This is a genomic window from Acidiphilium multivorum AIU301 (assembly GCF_000202835.1).
GTDB classification, from domain to species: Bacteria; Pseudomonadota; Alphaproteobacteria; order Acetobacterales; family Acetobacteraceae; genus Acidiphilium; species Acidiphilium multivorum.
Genome location: NC_015186.1, coordinates 3531701 through 3551671 on the forward strand (window position 1 = coordinate 3531701; position 19971 = coordinate 3551671).

Sequence of the window (19971 nt, forward strand, 5' to 3'; positions counted from 1 at the left end):
AGTCTGGCTCCCGGAGTAGGACTCGAACCTACGACCGAGCGGTTAACAGCCGCTTGCTCTACCAGCTGAGCTATCCGGGAACCGTGAAGCGCCTCATAGCCAAGCCCGTGGAGAATGGCAACAGGGTCTGTTCATATCGGCCCTGCCCGATCGACGGGCCGGCCGCCGGCGAGAGGTGGCGATGAAGAAGAGACGGAGAAAAAAGGTGGTGGCCCTCCCCGGACTCGAACCGGGATGCCCGCAAGGGCGCGCGATTTTCGTACCACTTCGGCTTTCGCCGCCCCATGCGGGTTCGTGGTCTGGACTGTCCCTTCACCATACCCCGGCTTTCGCCGGAGGTTTAGGTGCCGCCCGTCCAGTCTCTACACCTTCCCGTTTCCGGGCTTGGCTCGGGATTAGCAGTGAAGCCTTCCCCGACTTTGAGCGGTTCTACGCCGGGCATTTCCACCCGGGCACCCAATTTACGATGAGTCGCGTTCGTCTACCATTCCGACAGAGGGCCAACGGATAAAGTGTATACTCAACAGCATGCGCTCTGCAAAGGGCCGGATGCCGGAGCGTCCGGTCATGCCGGCTGGCGCGCAGGTCCGGGCGGTATCGGGCCGCAGGTTTCGCAAGGACGTCACACAAGGCGGATGGACAAACCGGGGCGGACGGAGTTAGGCTCTGGGCCAACAACTTGTATAGATATCTATTTATGAGAGATGCCTGATATGTCCCGCGCCGCATGGCTTGGCGTCCTCGCCCGGGCGACATGTGCTGAACTGGCGGCCTGCCTCGCCGCCGTGCCGCCTTTGGCCGGCTTCGTGAGGCTGCGCGGCCCGGAAATCGGCATGTCGATGGTGCGCGGGCGGATCGGCGGCGGCGGCCCCCCATTCAATCTCGGAGAGATGACGATCGCCCGTTGCAGCATCCGCGACGAGGCGGGCCGCATCGGCCACGGCTACGCGGCGGGGCGTGACCGCGATCTCGTCGAACTGATCGCCAGGCTGGACGCGGTATTGCAGGACGAGGCGCTTCATCCGCTCTACCATGAAGCGGTCGTCGCGCCGCTGGCGGCGGCGCAGACTGCGCGCCGGGCGGCGGCCGAGGCCCGCGCCGCGGCGACGGAAGTGCGCTTCTTCACCCTCTCGACGATGCGGGGCGATCTGCCATGACCCGCCTTGAGACCGGTTTCGCATCGCCTCTGGCGGCGCAGGCCTGTTTTCGCGCCCTGCTCACCGCGTTTGGCGCCCCGGGCCGGATCGTTGCGCTGCCCCACGTGGTTGAACCGCCCGCCGGGCTTTCGCCGGCTGCCGCCGCCGTTCTTCTGACCCTCGCCGATCCCGCGACGGGCGTCGCCCTTCCGGCACAAGCCCCCGCGCGGGATTGGCTGGCGTTCCACACCGGCGCGCCGCTCGCCGCGCCGGCGGATGCCGCATTCTGCGTCGCCGCCGCGCGGCCGGCCCTCGCGTCTCTGCGACAGGGCAGCGAGGAGGTTCCGGAAGACGGCGCAACCCTGATCCTCGATGTTCCGGCCCTCGATGCCGGCCGCCGCTGCCGGCTGGCCGGGCCGGGCCTGGCGGCGCCGGTGACGGTGCCGCTGCCGGTGGATGGCGCCTTCGTGGCCGAATGGCGGGCGCAGATGCGCCGCGCGCCTTGCGGCATCGACGTCCTGCTCTGCGCCGGCCACCGCGTGATTGCCCTGCCGCGCAGCCTGTCCATCGAGGAGGCCTGACATGTATGTGGCGGTCAAGGGCGGCGAGGCGGCCATCGATGCGGCGCATCGCTGGACGGCCGATGAGCGCCGCGGCGATCCGTCGGTGCCGCCTCTGGCGCTCGACCAGATCGCCAACCAGCTCGGCCGCGCGGTCGACCGCGTGATGGCGGAGGGCGCCCTGTACGACCGCGAACTGGCCGCGCGGGCGATCCGCCAGGCGCAGGGCGACCTGATCGAGGCGGCGTTCCTGCTGCGCGCCTATCGCACGACGCTGCCGCGCCTGGTCGATTCGGAGCCGGTCGACACCGCGGCAATGCTGCTGAAGCGCCGGATCTCCGCCGTTTTCAAGGACCTGCCGGGCGGCCAGCGCCTGGGGCCGACGACGGACTACACCCATCGCCTGCTCGATCTGTCGCCGGATGCGCCTGACCCGCCGCCCGCGGAGCCGCGTGCGGAGCCTGTCCCGCCGCCCGCGCCGGTGCCGCGCGTGACCGATCTTCTGGGCGCGGAATCGCTGATCGAGCCGGATGGCTCCGGCGAACGGCCTGCCGGCGACCTGACCATGGAACCCGTCGCCTTCCCGGCCCCGCGCGGGGTGCGCCTTCAGGCCCTCGCCCGGGGCGACGAGGGCTTCCTGCTCGCGCTCGGCTATTCGACGCAGCGCGGCTACGGCAACAATCACCCCTTCGTCGGCGAACTCCGGGTCGGCGAGGTGCCGGTCAGCATCGTGCCGCCGGAACTCGGCTTCGCGATCGAGATCGGCGACATCACGCTCACCGAGTGCCAGATGGTGAACCAGTTCATCGGCAGCCGGGCGGCGCCGCCGCAATTCACGCGCGGCTACGGGCTCTGCTTCGGCCATGCCGACCGCAAGGCGATCGCGATGGCGCTGGTCGACCGGGCGATGCGCGCGGACGAACTGGGCGAGGATGCCGCATCGCCGGCGCAGGACGTCGAATTCGTCGTATCCCACTGCGACAACATCGAAGCGACCGGCTTCGTCGAACATCTCAAATTGCCGCATCACGTGGATTTCCAGAGCGAGCTGGAAACGATCCGCGCCATGCGGGCCGCAGCGGGGGCCGGCGATGCAGGGCTATAATTTCGCCTATCTGGACGAGCACACGAAGCGCATGATCCGCCGCGCGATCCTCAAGGCCGTGGCGATACCGGGCCATCAGGTCCCCTTCGCGAGCCGCGAGATGCCGCTGCCCTATGGCTGGGGCACCGGCGGCATCCAGCTGACGGCGTCGCTCCTCGGCCCGGACGACGTTCTCAAGGTGATCGACCAGGGGGCGGACGACACGACGAACGCGGTGTCGATCCGGCGGTTCTTCGCCCGCACCGCCGGCATCCGCACCACGACCCGCACGGCCGAGGCGACGGTGATCCAGACAAGGCACCGGATTCCCGAGACGCCGCTGCGGGAAGGACAGATCATCGTCTACCAGGTGCCGATACCCGAGCCGCTCTACCGGCTCGAACCGAGCCGCGCCGCGGCCGCGCAGATGCACGCGCTGGCGGATTACGGGGCCATGCATGTCAGGCTCTACGAAGAGATCACGCGCCATGGCCGCGTCGCGCTGTCCTACGATTATCCGGTCATGGTGAACGAGCGCTATCTGATGTCGCCATCGCCGATTCCGGCCTTCGACAATCCGAAGCTGCATATGAACCCGGCCATGCAGCTCTTCGGCGCGGGGCGCGAGAAGCGCATCTACGCGGTGCCGCCGTTCACGGCCGTGCGCTCGCTGGATTTCGAGGATCATCCCTTCGACCCCCGCCGCGCGGATGCCGCCTGCGCGCTGTGCGGCGCGCGGGAGACCTATCTCGACGAGATCGTCTCGGACGATCGCGGCGGGAAGATGTTCGTCTGCTCGGATACCGATTGCTGCGAGTCGCGGCGGGAGACGGCGCCATGACGCTGCTGCAGGCGCGGGACCTCCGCAAGCGGTTCGGCCCGGTCGCCGCGCTGGACGATGTTTCGCTGTCGCTGCGCCGGCGTGAGATCGTGGCGATCGTCGGCGAGAGCGGGTCCGGCAAGTCCACCCTCCTGAACGTCCTGAGCGGCCGCATCGCGCCCGATTCGGGAACCGTGCTGTATGACGAGGGCGAGGGCCTGTCGCCGATCGCCGGGCGCGGCGAGGCGCGGCTGCGGCACCTGCAGCGCACCCGCTGGGGCTTCGTCCAGCAGGACCCGCGGCAGGCGCTCCGGCTTTCGGTCACGGCGGGCGGCAATATCGGCGAGCGGCTGATGGTCTCCGGCGCGCGGCATTACGGCGATATCCGCGCCACCGCCGCGCGCTGGCTCGAAACCGTCGAAATCGATCCGGCGCGGCTCGACGATCTGCCCCGCACCTTCTCCGGCGGCATGCTCCAGCGCCTGCAGATCGCCGCGACCCTGGTGACCGAGCCGGAACTCGTCTTCATGGACGAACCGACCGGCGGGCTCGACGTGTCCGTCCAGGCGCGGATTCTCGACCTGGTGCGCGGCCTCGTGCGCCGGCTCGGCCTCGCGGTCCTCCTCGTCACGCACGATATCGGCGTGGCGCGCCTCCTCGCCGACCGGCTCGTGGTGATGCGCCACGGCCGCATCGTCGAGACCGGATTGACCGATCAGGTGCTGGACGATCCGCACCATGAATACACCCAGCTCCTCGTCTCCTCGGTGCTGCCCGCATGATCGTGCTCGACGCCGCCGGGCTTGAGAAAACCTTCGTGCTGCACCTGCAGAACGGAACCCGGCTGCCGGTGCTGCGCGGCGCCGGGCTGACGCTGCGCGCCGGCCGGTGCGTCGCGCTGACCGGCCCTTCGGGTGCCGGAAAATCGACCCTGTTGCGCGCGCTCTACGGAAACTACCTGGTTAGTGTCGGATCGATCCGCGTCCGCCATCGCGGCGTCATGATCGACATGGCCGATGCGCCGCCGGAGCGGGTGATCGAGATCCGGCGCGAGACGCTGGGCTATGTCTCCCAGTTCCTGCGCGCCATGCCGCGCCTCGCCGCGCGCGACGTCGTGGCCGCGCCCCTGCTCGACCGTGGCGCCGCCGCGGAGGCCGCCGCCGCGCGGGCGGGGGCGATGCTGGACCGGCTCGGCATTCCAACCCCCCTGCATGCCCTGCCGCCGGTGACCTTCTCGGGCGGCGAGCAGCAGCGCGTGAACCTCGCCCGCGCCTTCGCCTGCGAGTGGCCGATCCTCCTCCTCGACGAGCCGACCGCCTCGCTCGATGCCGCCAACCGGGACATCGTGATCGGGCTGATGCGCGAGGCGAAGGCTCGCGGCGCGGCCCTGCTCGGGATATTCCACGACCGGCACGTCCGCGACGCCGTGGCGGACGAAACGCTGTCGCTCGAACCCCTGAAGGAAAGCGCATGACGACGTTCACCAATGCAAGGCTCGTGCTGCCCGACCAAATCCGCGACGGCACCCTGTCCGTCGCGCAGGGCCGGATCGCGGCATTCGGCGGCTCCGGCGCGGATGTCGACCTCGAGGGCGATTACCTGATTCCGGGCATCATCGACCTGCACACCGACAATCTGGAACGGCAGACCCAGCCGCGCAACAACGCGCGCTGGCCGTCGCGGTCCGCCCTGCTGACGCATGACGCGCAATGCGCTGCGGCCGGCATCACGACGGTGTTCGACGCCCTCTGCCTCGGCGATATCGGCTTCGGCAAGGCCCGCAACCAGACCTTCGAGGACGCCTTTGTCGACCTGCGCGCCCTGTTGCCGCTCGGCGCCCTGAAGAGCGAGCACTTCCTGCATCTGCGCTGCGAACTCCCCGCGCCCGAAATGCCCGGCATGCTGGCCCGCGCCATCGACGACGATCGCGTGCGGCTGATCTCCCTGATGGATCACAGCCCCGGTTTGAGCGGGCAGTATGCGGATGTCGAGCGTTACCGGCAGATGCGGCGCGACGAGGGCGTCGCCGAGGGCGAGCTCGACACCATCATCGCCGAGTTGCAGGACAATCATCACGCCTATCACGGGCCGAACCGCGCCTTCGTGATCGCCGAGGCGCGGCAGCGGGGCATTCCGCTCGCCTCCCACGACGATCACACCGAGGCCGATGTGGCGCGCAACGCGGAGGAAGGGATCGGGATCGCCGAATTTCCCGTCTCGCTCGCCGCCGCGCGGGCCGCCCGCGCGCGCGGCATGCGCAGCATCGCCGGCGCGCCGAACATCGTGCGCGGCGGGTCGCATTCCGGCAATGTCGCGGTGCTCGACCTGGTCCGCGAGGGCCTGCTCGATGCCCTGGCCTCGGACTACGTGCCGGCGTCCATGCTGGAAGCGGTGTTCTGCCTCGCCGCGCGCGAGATCCTGCCGCTGCCCGCCGCGATCGGGCTGGTCACCGCGGGGGCCGCGGACATCGCCGGGCTCGACGATCGCGGCCGGCTCGCCGTCGGACTGCGGGCCGATCTCGTGCAGGTGCGGGTCTACGAGGGCCTGCCCGTGGTCCGGTCCGTCTGGCGGGAGGGCGTGCGCATTGCCTGAACCCCACCGCGCCGCCGTCTACTACGTTCCCGAACCGGATGATCCGCTCTGGTCGCGGGGCTGCGCCTGGCTCGGCCGCGATCCGCTGAGCGGAGAGCGCCTGCCCCAGCCGCCGGTCGCCGGACTCGAGGGCATGACGGAGTCGCCACGGCGCTACGGCTTCCACGCGACGCTGAAGCCGCCGATGGCGCTGCGGCACGGGCTCGACGCCTTCATCGCCGATGCGGCGGCGCTCGCCGCGCGGATGCGGCCCTTCGACCTGCCGCCCCTCGACATCGCCAACCTGCACGGCTTCCTCGCCCTGTGCCTCGCCGGGGCGTGCCCGCCGATGCGCGACCTCGCCGATGCCTGCGTCGCCGAACTCGATCACCACCGCGTGCCGGAGGACGCGGCGGCGCGGGCGCGGCGCGCCGAAGGCCGCCCCGCCGCCGAGCGCGCGTATATCGAGCGGTGGGGCTATCCGCTGGTGTTCGATGCGTTCCGCTTCCACATGACGCTGACCGACCGGATCGCCGACAATCCGCTCGTCCCCGCCGCCGCCGCGCATTTCGGCGAGACCCTGGCCGCGTCGCGGCGCGTCACCGGGATCGCCGTCTTCGTGGAAGAGGGCGCGGGGGCGCCGTTCCGTCTGGCCCGCCGCCTGCGCTTCGGCGCCTGATGCCGCGATCGGGCCGCCTCGTGCTGGTCGTCGGCCCGTCCGGCGCGGGCAAGGACACGGTGCTGCGCCAGGCCAGGCGCCGCCTCGGGCATGCGCCGGACATCGTGTTCCCCCGGCGCGTCATCACCCGGCCGCCCGATCCGGCGGAGGATCACGAACCGGTCTCCGACGATGACTTCCAGCGCCGCGCCTTCGCCCTCTCCTGGTCGGCGCATGGCCTGAGCTACGGCATTCCGGCAAGCATCGCCGGCGATCTCGACGCCGGGCGGATCGTCGTGGTCAACGTCTCCCGCGCGATCGTGGCCGATGCGCGGCGCCGCTTTCCCTGTTTCGTCGTCGCGGTGACGGCGGCGCCCGCCATCCTCGCCGCGCGGCTCGCGGTCCGGCGGCGCGAAACCGCGGCCGAAATCGGCGCGCGGCTGGCCCGCGCCGCGGCCCCGGTCGAGGCCGATGCCGTCGTCGCCAACGAAACCACGCCGGAAGCGGCGGGGGCGGCGTTTCTCGGCATCCTGCTCCGCTGCCGCGACCTGCCCTGCCTGCCGTGATGCGGCGGGCGCCCCGCCGCTAGAGCACTTTCCGATCCTGTTGGATCGGATAACGATACTCTACGGCTCGAACACCAGTTGCACGCGTGGCGCCGGATAGATCGACAGGCCGAATTCGATCGGCGCCCCGCCCTCCGCGATGTTCAGGGATTCCGTGGCCAGCAGGGCGTCGCTGCGGGCCATGCGCAGCAGCCGCGCCTCGCGCGCATCCGGCTGGCGGGCGCAGACGCGCGTCCATTTGCGCGTGTAGTCGGCGATCCCGAGCGCGGCCAGCGCCGCGGTGATCGACCCGCTGTGCCGCAGCGCCTCCAGCAGTCCCGGCAGTGCCCGCGCGGGGAAAATGTGCCGCGACAGCGAGATCGGCGTCGAATCCGCCGAGCCGATGCGCTCCAGCAGGATCACCGGTTGCGCCGGCGCCAGCCGCAGCGCCTCGGCGGCGGCGGCGGCTTCGGGCAGGGTGTCGAGGGCGGTTTCCTCCAGCATCAGGATATCGCCGAGCGGCGTGCGGTTGTGGCCGCGCACCCATTCCGAGAATCGCGGCCGCTGGCCGATCCGGTAATCCAGCACCTCCTCCGCCACGAACGACCCCCGTCCATGCTCGGTGCGGATGATGCGCGCCTTGGCCAGTTCCTCCAGCGCGCGGCGAACGGTGTGGCGGTTGACGCCGTAGCCCTGGGCGAGCCGCGCCTCGGTCGGCAACCTCGTGTCGTGCGGGTAGACCCCCTCGCGAATGTCGCGGGCCAGCGCGTTGGCGATCTGGCTCCAGAGGGCCTCACCCCGTTTGCGTTCGAAATCCATGCCTAGCAGATGCCGGAAACGGCGGCCCGAATCCAGAGATGGCCGGCCTCAGGCGGCATCAGCCCGCTTGCCGCCGCCGGGGCTGCGGTGCCGCCGCCGCCGGCGCGGCCGGGAACCGGGCGGGCGCGGGCGGCGAAACACGCCGGACGTCCGCCGGGTCGATCACCCGCAGGTCGCGATACACGCCGCCCTCGCGGCTGAAATGCGGATTGTAGAACGGGTCGCGTTTCAGCGCTTCGTCCCATCTTTCGCGCATCGTCTCGTTTTCCAGCATGAACCGCGCCAGCTTGCTCTCGTCGAAATCGTCGCCCCGGCTCAGGCTCTCGCGATGTTCGCAGACCGCGTCGGCGCTGAAGATGATGCGGTATCCCGCCTGCCTGATCTTCATGCAGAGATCGACGTCGTTGAACGCCACGCTCAGCCCGTCCTCGTCGAAGCCGCCAGCCGCCGCGAACGCCTCGCGGCGGACCAGCATGCACGCGGCGGTCACCGCAGAAACCTCGCGGCAGGCGATGGCATTGGCGATGTAGCCCGGCTTGTCGGCCGGCAGTCCGCGGAAACTGTGATCGGCGATCCCGCCGACACCCAGAACGACGCCGGCATGCTGCACGGTCTCGTTCGGATAGAGCAGTTTCGCGCCGACCGCGCCCACGCCCGGATCGGCCAGCGCCTCGTTCAGCATCGTGCGCAGCCATTCCGGGTCGCTCACGAACACGTCGTTGTTCATGAACAGCAGAAATGGGAAGCGCGCCGCCTCCACCCCGCGATTGTTGATGCGCGAGTAGTTGAACGGCTCGGCGATGCGGATCACCCTCGTGTCCCGCAGGTTGCCCTGCTCGACGGCGAAACCCTCCGCCTCCTCGTCCTGCGACCAGTTGTCGAGGAGAAGAATCTCGTAGCGCGCCCCCCGCGTCACGTCCCGGATCGCCTCGACGCACGCGCGCGTCATCCCGATATGGTCGCGATATGGGATCAGGATCGAAACGCCCGGGTCCTCGCTCATGCGGAAGCTGGTGCGATAGCAGGTCAGCCCGCCCCGCCGTTCGGTCCGCGCCGCCAGGCCCCGCCGCTTCAGATGCGCGGCGACGGCGGCGGCGCCGGCCAGCGCCGCCTTCGGCTTGGCCGCCCCGGAGCCGGCGGTCGACTGCGCGGTGATCCGCCAGTGATACAGGATTTCCGGCACGTGGTGGATCTCGTGCGCGCCGAGCCGCTCGACCAGGCGCAGCAGCAGGTCGTGGTCCTGCGCGCCGTCCAGATCCGGGTCGAGCCCGCCGGCGGCGCGGACCAGCGCCGCCTCGGCGACGACGAGATGGCAGATATAGTTCAGGTCGAGCAGCAGCCGGTAATTGAAGTCCGGCTTGAAATTGGGCTCGGAAAACGCGCCGCGCCGGTCGATCTTGTCCTCGTCGGAATAGAGCAGCCGCGCCCCGGTCGCGGCCTGCGCCCGCATCATCGCGTCGAGCGCGCAGGGTTCCAGCACGTCGTCATGATCGAAGAAGGCGATGAAATCGCCCGTCGCCGCCTCGATCGCGCGGTTGGTCGCGGCGGCGATCCCGGCATTGGCCCTGCGCGCCTGCACGCGGATGCGCGGATCGGCGTCGGCGAGGCGCTTCATCAGCGCGGTGAGGCGTGCATCGCCGCTGCCATCGTCCACCAGGATGAGTTCCCAGTTCCGGTAGGTCTGCGCGCGCACGGAATCCACCGCGGTCACGAACGCGCCGTGATCGGGCCGGTAGACCGGGCAGATCACCGAAACCAGCGGCGCGTCGGCGCGCGCGCCGTAGCGGGCGGCGATCCGGGCCCCGGCGAGGGGTTGGCTGCGCGCGGCCCAGCTCCGGTAGCTCGCCAGCGAATGGCCCTCGGCCGGCAGCACCGCCTTGAGCTCGCGCCGCAGCCGGTAGGCGTAGCGGAACAGGTCGTCCGCCTGTTCGATCAGCCCTTCGATGCGCTCGCGCTCGGCCGAGCCGGGCATGCGCAGCTCGACAGGACTGCCGCGCAGCGCGACGCGGCCGGGCATCACGTGGAAGTCGAAGCTGAGCGTTCCGCCGCCGCGCCGCAGCTCCGGCGGCGGCGACCACGAGAAGCCGCAGGCCGGGTCGGCGCCGAGCGCCTCCGCCACGTCCGCCCGGAACTGGTCGGCCATCAGCTCGGCGACCGGCTGGCCGTTCGTCGACACCACGACGCGGGCGCCGCCCGCTTTCTGCCCCGTCCGCTCGTCGACCTGCAGCACCCAGCCCTGGATCAGCCCGTCCACCAGCCCGTCCAGCACGCCTTCCACGCGCACCTGCCGCGCGAGGCAGAAATGCAGCTCCGGCAGCACGAAGCCGCCCCGGCCCGGCAGGCCGACCGGGCGGCCATCCACGGTGGCCAGGGTGAGGACGTGGCGAAGCCCGTCCTGATGCATGGCCGGGATGGCGAACTGGAAGCCGACCTTCGTGTTCGGCAGGCTCAGCCGCCGCAGGTCCGGCCGGTCGAGATCGCACTGGATCACATCGGCGACCTGCCCGTCGATCAGCACGCGCAGCGCCAGCGGCCGGTCGATATCGGCCGTATCCACCGCCCATCCGGCCAGCGTCGCATCCTCGATCCTGTCGAGAAACCCGAGAATGGTCGACGCGGGCATGGTCGGCGCGGGCGCCGCGCGCGGCGCGGAGGGTTTGGACTTCGCGCGTCCCGCTCCGCTGGCCGGCAATCTGGCCATGGAAATCTCCTTGTCTGAAATGTCGTGCGCCGCGGCACGGCGCGGCCTCAAATGCGGATTCGACGATGCATGTTTTCTAACCGCCGGACAGTCCGGCGGCAAGCGATCGGCCGGGGGTGCGGCCGGCGAGTTGCCAAGCCCGGCACGATTGCCTATACCGCCCCCTTCCAGCGCGATCAGGTCGCGAGCCCGGGCCATTTTGGCATGCCCGGCCGCACGCCGCGCGCCCGGCAGGCGTCGGGTATGGACGAGAAGGAGTATGAAATGCCGAAGATGAAGACCAAGTCGTCGGTCAAGAAGCGGTTCAAGATCACCGCGACCGGCAAGGTGATGGCCGGCCACGGCAACAAGCGCCACGGCCTGATCAACCGCTCCCAGAAGATGAAGCGCACCAATCGCGGCACGATGGCGCTGCCCGAGCAGGACGGCAAGACCGTCAAGCAGTGGGCTCCCTACGGTCTGGATTGAGGAGCGATAGACAATGGCACGCGTCAAACGGGGTGTGACGACCCACGCCCGTCACAAGAAGGTTCTCAAGCAGTCCAAGGGGTTTGTCGGCCGTTCGTCGACCAATTACCGGATTGCGCTCGAGCGTCTCGAAAAGGCGCTCCGCTACGCCTATCGCGACCGCCGGAACAAGAAGCGCGAGTTCCGCGCCCTCTGGATCCAGCGCATCAATGCGGCCGTGCGCGAGCAGGGCATGACCTACAGCCAGTTCATCGCCGCCCTCAAGGCCGCGAATATCGAGCTGGACCGCAAGGTGCTCGCCGCCATGGCGTTCGACGATCCGGCCGGTTTCACCGCGATCGTCGAGGCCGCGAAGGCCGTGCGCGGCTGATCGGCTAATCCGGTGCCGGTCCGCGCCCGCGGATCGGCACCAGGTGCCGCATGAACAGCGCGGCACAGGACGCCCAGCTGTGGCGTTCGGCAAAGCGCCGGCAGTCGGCGCGGTCAAGTTTCAGGGCGGCCAGCGCCGCCGATCCCAGATCCTCATCGAGAACACCGACCGGCGGCGTCGCGCCCCCAATGATGTCGGCCGGCCCCGCCACCGGAAACGCCGCGACGGGCGTGCCGCTCGCCAGCGCCTCGAGCACGACGAGGCCGAACGTGTCCGTCCGGCTCGGAAACACGAAAACATCCGCGCTGGCGAACAGGCTCGCCAGGTCCGGGCCGTGCCGCGTGCCCAGAAACACCGTCCGCGGTCCCGCATGGCGCCGTTCGAGCGCCGGCCGGGCCGGGCCATCGCCGACGATGAGCTTCGTGCCCGGCAGGTCGAGATCGAGAAAGGCGGGCAGGTTCTTCTCCACCGCGAGCCGCCCGACCGAGAGAAAGATCGGCCGCTCGTAGGGCAGGTCGATCGCCCGGCCGGGGTTGAAGAGGTCGGCATCCACGCCGCGCGACCAGAGCAGCGTGTTCGAAAACCCCCGCGCGCGGAGCTCGTCGGCGAGCGAAACGGTCGCCACCATCGTGCCGGCGCCGTGCAGATGGAAGCGGCGGAGCCAGGCATACGAGAGCCGCCGGGGCAGGGCGGTCCGCGCCGCGAGATAGTCGGGAAAGCGGGTATGATAGGCGGTGGTGAACTGCCAGCCCCGGCGCCGGGCCAGGCGCGCGGCGGCGACGCCGAGCGGCCCTTCGGTGGCGATGTGCAGCGCGTCCGGCGCGAAATTGTCGACAATCCGGCCGAGCCGCCGGCCCGGCGCGACCGCGAGGCGGATTTCGGGATAGAACGGGCAGGGCAGCGTGAGGAACCGATCCGGCCCGACGACGAGCACCCGCTGGCCGAGCCGCGCAAGCTGATCCGCCAGCATCGAGAGTGTCCTCACGACACCGTTCACCTGGGCGTGCCAGGCGTCGGTGACGATCATGATTCCGGCGGGATCAGGCAGGTGCCGCATCCATTGCGCCGGGCTGGGCGGTCTCGCCGCGGGGAGCGAGGAAGGAGAGCCGGTTGAGCGCGGCCCAGTCGAGCAGTTCGAGCCTTCCGTCGTGATGCTCGACGAGCGCCGTGCAGCTTTCCACCCAGTCGCCGTCGTTGATGTAGCGCACGCCGTTGACCACGCGCATTTCCGGATGATGGATATGGCCGCAGACCACGCCGTCGAAGCCGCGCGCCGAGGCCTCGGCGGCCAGCGCGACCTCGAACCGGTCGATCGCCTTCACCGCCTCCTTCACCTGGCGCTTGAGATAGGCGGAGAGCGACCAGTACGGGTAGCCGAACCGCGCGCGGGCGATGTTGAACCAGCGGTTGAGAGCCAGCGCCCCGGTATAGGCCCAGTCGCCGAGAACCGCGAGCAGCTTCGCATAGCGCACGACCGAGTCGAACTGGTCGCCGTGGATCACCAGCAGCCGCTCGCCGGCGGCGGTGACGTGCTCCGCCTCCTCGGCGAACCGCACGCCGGCGATTTCGAGCCCGAGATGAAGATAGCGCCGCACGAGTTCGTCGTGATTGCCCGGCACATACGTGATCTTCGCGCCGGCCCGCGCATGGCGGAGCAGCAGGTTGATCACGTCGTCATGGTGGCGGTCCCAGTACCAGCCGCGGCGCAGCCGCCAGCCGTCGATGATGTCGCCGACGAGGTAGATGTGCTCGGCGCTGGTCCGCCGCAGGAAATCGGCGAGGAAATCCGCCCGGCTGCCGCGCGTGCCGAGATGGATGTCCGAGATGAACACGCTGCGATAGCGGATGATCGCGCCGGGGACTGTCATGGCGCGCTCACTACGGCGTGCCGGCGCGTCGCGCCTAATGAAAGTCCGGTGACAGGGCCTCGATCTTTACAACGACATGACGCACTGCGCCGATAAAGGCGGGCGAAATCAACCGCCGACCTGGGCCGTCCAGTCCTGCAAATTGTAATAATTGGTGACGCGCGCGATCTTGCCGTCGCGCACATCGAAGAAGGCGCCCGCGGGCAGCACGTAGCGCTGGCCGCGCGCCTCGGGCAGCCCGGCATCGGTCTTCAGATATTCGCCATGCACCACGAATTCCGCCGCGGCGCGCCGCCCGTCGGCGCTGGCGAAGACGACGATGTCGGTCAGGCGCTCGCGATACGAGACATTCATGTGATCGAGAAAGGCGGCGAAGGCGGCACGGCCGGCCTCCCGCTTCCCCTGGTTGATGTCGTGCGCGACATCCTCGCTCAGCAGGTCGAGCATGCTCTGCGGCCGCCCCTCATTGAACGCGGCGTAATAGGCTTCGATGAGGGCCCGGGTCGCTTCGGCTGGCGTGCTGTGCATGGTCATCCATTCCTGAAAGGAGCGGATACATTCCAGACTTTGCGGCGGGCTTCAAGGCCGCATCCCCTTGCCGGCCCCTCGGCCAGAGATTACCCTATACGTAAACTTATTGGAGCGAAACATGAGCCAGCCCGAAAGCCGCCAGTTCCGTCTGATCCGCCGCCCCGTCGGCCTGCCGAAGCGGGATGATTTCGAATTCCGCGTCGAGCCGGCGCGCCCGCCGGAAGCCGGCGAAGTCATGGTCGGCGTCGAATACATCTCGCTCGACCCCGCGATGCGCGGCTGGATGAACGAGGGCAAGTCCTACATCAAGCCGGTCGGGCTTGGCGAGGTGATGCGCGCCGGCGCGATCGGCACGGTGATCGAAAGCCGCGCCGAGGGCTTCGCCGCCGGCGATGTGGTGACCGGCCCGCTCGGCGTGCAGAGCGTCGCGACCCTCGCCGCGAAGGACTGCCTGAAGGTCGATCCGTCCCTGGCGCCGAAGCCGCTGTTCATTTCCACCCTCGGCATGCCGGGCATGACCGCCTATTTCGGCCTTCTTGCCGTCGGCGAGCCGAAGCAAGGCGAGACGGTGGTGGTCTCCGCCGCCGCCGGCGCCGTCGGCGCGCTGGTCGGGCAGATCGCGAAGATCCAGGGCTGCCGCGTGGTCGGCATCGCCGGCCGCGAAGACAAGTGCCGCTACATCGTCGACGAACTCGGGTTCGATGCGGCGATCGACTACAAGACCGAAAGCGTGCCCGACCGTCTGCGCGAAACCTGCCCGAACGGCATCGACGTCTATTTCGACAATGTCGGCGGCCAGATCCTCGACGATTGCCTGGCCCGCATCAACCTGCGCGCGAGGATCGTCATCTGCGGCGCGATCTCGCAATACAACAGCACGACGCCGGTGCGCGGGCCGGCGAACTATCTCTCGCTGCTCGTCAATCGCGCGCGGATGCAGGGCATGATCGTGTTCGACTGGGCCGACCGCTATCCCGAAGGCATGCGGGCGATGGCCGGCTGGCTGAAAGAGGGCAAGCTGAAGAGCCGCGAAGACATCGTGGACGGACTCGACAATTTTCCCGAAACGCTTCTGAAACTTTTCACCGGCGAAAATTTTGGAAAGCTCGTCCTGAAGGTCTGAAACGACGATCGGCGGTATTGGGGACTTGCACTGATACCGCCGATATGCCACGAGGCCGTCACAATTTAGTGACTGGCCCCGCTGGGGCCGACGAGGGGAAAATGTCTTTCATCTTGATCTCGGCCCCCGCCGTTGCGGCGGCAGGCGATCGCCTGTGCAATGGCTGACAATATTCTCGAAGCTCGTGGCCTGTCCAAGGCATTCCGTGGTTTCATGGCCGTGCAGGACGTCGATCTGTCGATCGAACGGGGTAGTATTCATGCCCTGATCGGTCCGAACGGGGCCGGCAAAACCACCTGCTTCAACCTGCTGACCAAATTCCTGCAGCCGAGTGCCGGACGCATCGTGTTCGAGGGGCGCGACATCACCGAGCTCAAGCCGGCGGACGTCGCGCGTCGCGGCATGGTCCGCAGCTTCCAGATTTCGGCGGTGTTCGGGCACATGAGCGCGCTGGAGAACGTCCGCGTCGCCTTGGCCCGGTCGCGCGGCGGCAATTTCGATTTCTGGCGCAGCGAACGCGCGCTTTCGGTCTTCAACGACCGCGCGCACGAACTCCTCTACGATGTCGGCCTTTCGGACAGTGTCGATGTCCCCGCGGCCGAGCTTTCCTACGGCCGCAAGCGCGCCCTCGAGATTGCGACGACGCTGGCGCTCGATCCGAAGCTGATGCTGCTCGACGAGCCGACCGCCGGGATGACGGAATCCGACGTGGCGCGGATCGTCGCCCTCATTCGCCAGATCCGCAGCGGCCGGACCATCCTCATGGTCGAGCACAATCTCTCGGTCGTTTCCGGCCTCTCGGACCGGATCACCGTGCTGGCGCGCGGACGGGTGCTGGCCGAGGGCGACTATGCCAGCGTTTCCGCCGATGAAGCGGTGATCACCGCCTATCTCGGCTCGGAGCATGCCGATGCTTGAAGTTGCCGATCTCAACGCCTGGTACGACGAAAGCCATGTCCTGCACGGCATGAAATTCGAGGTGCGCGAGGGCGAGTGCGTCACCCTGCTCGGCCGCAACGGCGCCGGAAAATCCACGACGCTGAAGGCGATCATGGGCCTGGTGCCGAAGCGGTCCGGCAGCATCCGCTTCCGCGGCGCGGAACTGATCGCCGCCCGTCCGGACACGATCGGCCGGGCCGGAATCGGCTTCTGCCCGGAGGATCGCGGCATCTTCGCGGGCCTGTCGGTCGAGGAAAACCTGATGCTGCCGCCGGTCGTCGCCCCCGGCGGCATGAGTGTCGCCGATATTCACGAGCTGTTTCCCAACCTCCGCGAACGCGCGAAGAGCCCCGGAACGAAACTCTCCGGCGGCGAGCAGCAGATGCTGGCGATCGCCCGGATCCTGCGCACCGGCGCGAAGCTGCTGCTGCTCGACGAGCCCACCGAAGGCCTCGCGCCGGTCATCGTGCAGCAGATCGGCCACATGATCGCCGAGATCAAGCGCCGCGGTTTCACCGTTCTGCTTGTCGAACAGAATTTCCGTTTTGCCGCCAAACTTGCTGACCGGCACTACCTCGTCGAGCATGGCCAGGTCGTCGACATGATCCCGGCCCATGAACTCGCGGCCCGCGCCGAGTCGCTCAACCGGCGACTTGGTATCTGAACCCCAACGAAGGAAACATCCATGGACCTGACCAGAAGAAACCTTCTCGGCGGCGCCGCCGCCGGTGTTGCCGCCGCCACCCTGCCGGGCGCGCGGGCGCGCGCGGCCTCGGCGAAGAAGCTCAAGATCGCGGTGATCAGCGATTTCTCCGGTCCCTATCGCGACATCGGCGGCCCGACCTCGGTGGCCTGCGTCGAGCAGGCGATCGCCGATTTCGGCGCCAAGCAGAAGGGCTACGACGTCGAGGTGATCAAGGGCGATCACCAGGAGAATCCCGGCGTCGGCACCGCTCTCGCGCGCCGCTTCTACGATGAGGGCGCCGACCTCGTGATCGACGTGCCGAACTCGGCGATCGGCATCGCCATCGAGGGCGTCGCGCACGACAAGAACCGCGCCTACATCAACACGAACTCGGCGTCGTCCGAAATCACCGGCAAGTTCTGCAACGCGCAGACCGTGCACTGGACCTACGACACCTACATGCTGTCGCACTCCACCGGCGGCGCCATCGTCAAGGCTGGCGGCAAGAAGTGGTTCTTCATCACCGCCGATTACGCGTTCGGCCACCTGCTGCATGACCAGACCGCGGCGGTCGTCAAGCAGATGGGCGGCCAGGTGCTGGGCAACATCAACTATCCGTTCCCGCAGACGACCGACTTCTCCTCCTACCTGATCCAGGCCCAGTCCTCCGGCGCCGACGTGCTCGGCCTCGCCAACGCCGGCAAGGACACGGTCAACTCGATCAAGCAGGCGCACCAGTTCGGCCTCAACAAGAAGATGCGGATCGCCGGTCTGCTGATCTTCCTGAACGACGTCCACGGCATGGGTCTCGATATCGCCCAGGGCCTGACGCTGACCGAGAGCTTCTACTGGAACCTGAACGACCGCACGCGCGCCTTCATGAAGCGCGTGAAGCCCCGCACGCCGAACAACTACCCCTCGATGGGCCAGGCCGGCTGCTACTCCGGCACGCTGCACTTCCTCAAGGCCGTCGAGGCCATGAACAACATGAAGGACGTCAAGAACGGCGCCGCCGTCATCGCCCAGATGAAGAAGATGCCGACCGATGACGACGCCTACGGCAAGAAGTACATCCGCGAGGATGGCCGCTTCATGTGCGACGCCTACCTGTTCCGCGTGAAGTCGCCCTCCGAGAGCAAGGAGCCGTGGGACTACTACGAACTCCTCGCGACCACCCCCGCGAAGGACGCCTTCATGCCGATGGCGGCAGAAGGCTGCCCGCTGGTCAAGGCCTGAGGCACAGCCTGCCATGAAGAGATCCACGTCATGCTCATGATCCTCGGCAAGCCGGCGCCGCTGCTGTTCGGGCAGTTGCTGCTCGGCATCATCAACGGCTCGTTCTATGCGATGCTGTCGCTCGGGCTGGCGATCATCTTCGGCCTGCTCAACGTGATCAACTTCGCGCATGGCGCGCTCTTCATGGTCGGCGCCTTCGTGACCTGGGGGCTGCTGCATTATCTCGGCATCGGCTACTGGCCGGCGATGGTGCTCGCCCCCGTCATGGTCGGTGCGTTCGGGCTCGGGCTCGAACGCACGCTGATCCGCTTCACCTACAAGCTCGACATTCTCTATGGCCTGCTGCTGACCTTCGGCCTCGCCCTCGTGCTCGAAGGGCTGTTCACCAACGCCTATGGCAGCTCCGGCGTGTCCTATTCCGCGCCGGGCATCCTCTCCGGCACGCTGGATCTCGGCTTCATGTATCTGCCGGTCTATCGCGGCTTCGTGGTCGTCGCGGCGATCGTCATCTGCGTCGCGGTGTGGTTCGTGATCGAGAAGACGAGCCTCGGCGCATTGCTGCGCGCCGCGACGGAGAACCCCTCGCTCGTGCAGGCCTTCGGCGTGAACGTGCCGCGCGTGATCGCGCTCACCTTCGCCGCCGGCGTCGCCCTCGCGGGGCTCGCCGGCGTGCTGGCGGCGCCGCTCTATTCGGTGAACCCGGGCATGGGAACCGACCTGATCAACACCGTCTTCGCCGTTGTCGTCATCGGCGGCATGGGATCGATCGGCGGCGCCATCCTCACCGGCTTCGGTCTTGGCATCATCCAGGGCTTCACCGAGGTCTATTACCCGGCGGCGTCGTCGGTGGTCGTGTTCGCGGTGATGGCCGTGGTTCTGCTGGCCCGTCCGGCCGGCCTGTTCGGAAGGGTGGCGTGATGTTCGGTTTCACCCGTGCCCAGGCCGTGGGCTTTCTGCTCATGGCCGCGCTCCTCGCGGTCGCCCCGTTCGTCGTCTACCCGATCTTCGTCATGCAGGTGATGTGCTTCGCCCTGTTCGCGATGGGGGCGAACCTGCTCATGGGCTACACCGGCCTGCTGTCGCTCGGCCAGGCCGCGTTCTTCGGCATGGGCGGCTATGTCGCCGGCTACATGATCCAGACGATGCACGCCTCGACCGAGGTCGGCCTTCTCCTCGGCGGCCTCACCGCCGCCGCGATCGGCGTCGTGTTCGGCTGGCTCGCCATCCGCCGGCAGACCATCTATTTCGCGATGATCACGCTGGCGCTCGCCCAGCTGGTCTATTTCTTCGCCGTGCAGGACACCGGCTTCACCGGCGGCGAGAACGGCATCCAGAACATCCCGCGCGGCGCGCTCTTCGGCAGCATCCCCTTGCATGCCGACAAGCAGATCTACTGGCTGGTCTTCGCGGTGTTCATCCTGGGGTTCCTCTTCGTGCACCGGGTGATCCACTCGCCCTTCGGGCAGGTGGTGAAGGCGATCCGGGAGAACGAGAACCGCGCCATATCGCTCGGCTACAAGGTCGAGCACTACAAGTGGATCATCTTCGTCCTGGCCGCCGCCCTCGGCGGCGTAGCCGGCGGGTTGAATGCCCTGGTCGTCCGCATCGCGACGCTCACCGATGTCGGCAACGTGACATCCGGCCTCGTCGTCCTGATGGTGCTGGTCGGCGGCATCGGCACCGTCTTCGGCCCGCTGGTCGGCGCGGCGATCATCGTCGCGATGCAATACTACCTCGCCAGCTTCAGCGACTGGGTCACGGTGATCCAGGGAACGATCTTCATCGCCTGCGTGCTGGCGTTCCGTCGCGGCGTTGCCGGCGAAGTTGCCTCCTGGCTCAAATTGTCCCTTTAATGCG

General features: G+C 68.4%; 22 protein-coding genes and 1 tRNA gene. 17 read left to right on the plus strand and 6 right to left on the minus strand.

The features are described from left to right. Positions 1–4 precede the first annotated feature (4 nt). Positions 5–80, minus strand: a tRNA-Asn gene (locus ACMV_RS16150). Positions 81–713: 633 nt separating this feature from the next. On the opposite strand from ACMV_RS16150, the gene phnG reads away from it, so the two are divergent. Genes phnG through phnN form a run of 9 tightly spaced genes read left to right on the plus strand, consistent with a single transcriptional unit; the run spans position 714 to position 7395 of the window. After that, entirely contained in the window at positions 714–1157 is a 444-nt protein-coding gene (gene phnG / locus ACMV_RS16155) for a phosphonate C-P lyase system protein PhnG (protein WP_013641100.1), read from the plus strand. Continuing rightward, positions 1154–1717: a phosphonate C-P lyase system protein PhnH gene (gene phnH, locus ACMV_RS16160; RefSeq protein ID WP_013641101.1), complete on the plus strand. Its 564-nt coding sequence runs from the start codon at positions 1154–1156 to the stop codon at positions 1715–1717. The genes phnG and phnH overlap by 4 nt, the downstream gene beginning before the upstream one ends. Position 1718: 1 nt before the next feature. Further along, positions 1719–2801, plus strand: a complete 1083-nt coding sequence (locus tag ACMV_RS16165; protein WP_012040406.1) for a carbon-phosphorus lyase complex subunit PhnI — start codon at positions 1719–1721, stop codon at positions 2799–2801. Beyond that, on the plus strand, positions 2788–3621 hold the full coding sequence (locus ACMV_RS16170; RefSeq protein ID WP_012040407.1) for an alpha-D-ribose 1-methylphosphonate 5-phosphate C-P-lyase PhnJ: 834 nt from the start codon (positions 2788–2790) through the stop codon (positions 3619–3621). Before ACMV_RS16165 ends, ACMV_RS16170 begins: the two co-directional genes overlap by 14 nt. Beyond that, positions 3618–4382: a phosphonate C-P lyase system protein PhnK gene (phnK, locus tag ACMV_RS16175; RefSeq protein WP_012040408.1), complete on the plus strand. Its 765-nt coding sequence runs from the start codon at positions 3618–3620 to the stop codon at positions 4380–4382. Before ACMV_RS16170 ends, phnK begins: the two co-directional genes overlap by 4 nt. Next, complete coding sequence (gene phnL, locus ACMV_RS16180) at positions 4379–5074, plus strand: phosphonate C-P lyase system protein PhnL (protein WP_013641102.1); 696 nt, start codon at positions 4379–4381, stop codon at positions 5072–5074. The genes phnK and phnL overlap by 4 nt, the downstream gene beginning before the upstream one ends. Continuing rightward, the gene (locus ACMV_RS16185) at positions 5071–6192 is read left to right on the plus strand and encodes an alpha-D-ribose 1-methylphosphonate 5-triphosphate diphosphatase (RefSeq protein WP_013641103.1); all 1122 of its coding nucleotides are present in this window, start codon (positions 5071–5073) and stop codon (positions 6190–6192) included. The genes phnL and ACMV_RS16185 overlap by 4 nt, the downstream gene beginning before the upstream one ends. Next, on the plus strand, positions 6185–6850 hold the full coding sequence (locus ACMV_RS16190; RefSeq protein ID WP_013641104.1) for a DUF1045 domain-containing protein: 666 nt from the start codon (positions 6185–6187) through the stop codon (positions 6848–6850). The genes ACMV_RS16185 and ACMV_RS16190 overlap by 8 nt, the downstream gene beginning before the upstream one ends. After that, positions 6850–7395, plus strand: a complete 546-nt coding sequence (gene phnN, locus ACMV_RS16195) for a phosphonate metabolism protein/1,5-bisphosphokinase (PRPP-forming) PhnN (protein WP_013641105.1) — start codon at positions 6850–6852, stop codon at positions 7393–7395. Before ACMV_RS16190 ends, phnN begins: the two co-directional genes overlap by 1 nt. A 60-nt stretch (positions 7396–7455) precedes the next feature. Here the strand turns inward: phnN and phnF are convergent, their stop codons facing one another. Both phnF and ACMV_RS16205 read right to left on the minus strand, forming a co-directional pair. After that, positions 7456–8193, minus strand: a complete 738-nt coding sequence (gene phnF, locus ACMV_RS16200) for a phosphonate metabolism transcriptional regulator PhnF (RefSeq protein ID WP_007423840.1) — start codon at positions 8191–8193, stop codon at positions 7456–7458. A 58-nt stretch (positions 8194–8251) separates the two neighbouring features. Continuing rightward, entirely contained in the window at positions 8252–10894 is a 2643-nt protein-coding gene (locus ACMV_RS16205; RefSeq protein ID WP_013641106.1) for a glycosyltransferase family 2 protein, read from the minus strand. A 264-nt stretch (positions 10895–11158) separates the two neighbouring features. Between ACMV_RS16205 and rpmI the strand changes: the two genes are divergently transcribed. Then, positions 11159–11362, plus strand: coding sequence for a 50S ribosomal protein L35 (rpmI, locus tag ACMV_RS16210; RefSeq protein WP_012040415.1), 204 nt, complete (start codon positions 11159–11161; stop codon positions 11360–11362). Positions 11363–11375: 13 nt separating this feature from the next. Continuing rightward, complete coding sequence (gene rplT, locus ACMV_RS16215; protein ID WP_007421713.1) at positions 11376–11732, plus strand: 50S ribosomal protein L20; 357 nt, start codon at positions 11376–11378, stop codon at positions 11730–11732. A 4-nt stretch (positions 11733–11736) separates the two neighbouring features. Here rplT and ACMV_RS16220 read toward each other — a convergent pair whose 3' ends face one another. The 3 genes from ACMV_RS16220 to ACMV_RS16230 form a co-directional block, all read right to left on the minus strand. Next, entirely contained in the window at positions 11737–12789 is a 1053-nt protein-coding gene (locus ACMV_RS16220) for a glycosyltransferase family 4 protein (protein ID WP_007421714.1), read from the minus strand. Beyond that, positions 12773–13600, minus strand: a complete 828-nt coding sequence (locus tag ACMV_RS16225; protein WP_013641107.1) for a UDP-2,3-diacylglucosamine diphosphatase — start codon at positions 13598–13600, stop codon at positions 12773–12775. Before ACMV_RS16225 ends, ACMV_RS16220 begins: the two co-directional genes overlap by 17 nt. 108 nt (positions 13601–13708) lie before the next feature. Continuing rightward, complete coding sequence (locus tag ACMV_RS16230; protein WP_013641108.1) at positions 13709–14134, minus strand: ketosteroid isomerase-related protein; 426 nt, start codon at positions 14132–14134, stop codon at positions 13709–13711. A gap of 115 nt (positions 14135–14249) precedes the next feature. Here ACMV_RS16230 and ACMV_RS16235 point away from each other — a divergent pair, with 115 nt between their 5' ends. The 6 genes from ACMV_RS16235 to ACMV_RS16260 all read left to right on the plus strand — a co-directional run bounded on the left by ACMV_RS16235 (position 14250) and on the right by ACMV_RS16260 (position 19967). Next, on the plus strand, positions 14250–15254 hold the full coding sequence (locus tag ACMV_RS16235) for an NADP-dependent oxidoreductase (RefSeq protein WP_007421717.1): 1005 nt from the start codon (positions 14250–14252) through the stop codon (positions 15252–15254). Between the two features lie 159 nt (positions 15255–15413). Next, on the plus strand, positions 15414–16172 hold the full coding sequence (locus tag ACMV_RS16240) for an ABC transporter ATP-binding protein (protein ID WP_012040418.1): 759 nt from the start codon (positions 15414–15416) through the stop codon (positions 16170–16172). Continuing rightward, the gene (locus tag ACMV_RS16245; protein WP_007421719.1) at positions 16165–16857 is read left to right on the plus strand and encodes an ABC transporter ATP-binding protein; all 693 of its coding nucleotides are present in this window, start codon (positions 16165–16167) and stop codon (positions 16855–16857) included. The genes ACMV_RS16240 and ACMV_RS16245 overlap by 8 nt, the downstream gene beginning before the upstream one ends. Positions 16858–16878: 21 nt before the next feature. Continuing rightward, positions 16879–18114: an ABC transporter substrate-binding protein gene (locus tag ACMV_RS16250; RefSeq protein WP_007421720.1), complete on the plus strand. Its 1236-nt coding sequence runs from the start codon at positions 16879–16881 to the stop codon at positions 18112–18114. 30 nt (positions 18115–18144) lie between these two features. Further along, positions 18145–19032, plus strand: coding sequence for a branched-chain amino acid ABC transporter permease (locus ACMV_RS16255; protein ID WP_007421721.1), 888 nt, complete (start codon positions 18145–18147; stop codon positions 19030–19032). Beyond that, positions 19032–19967, plus strand: a complete 936-nt coding sequence (locus tag ACMV_RS16260; protein ID WP_007421722.1) for a branched-chain amino acid ABC transporter permease — start codon at positions 19032–19034, stop codon at positions 19965–19967. Before ACMV_RS16255 ends, ACMV_RS16260 begins: the two co-directional genes overlap by 1 nt. The last annotated feature ends 4 nt before the right edge of the window (positions 19968–19971 follow it).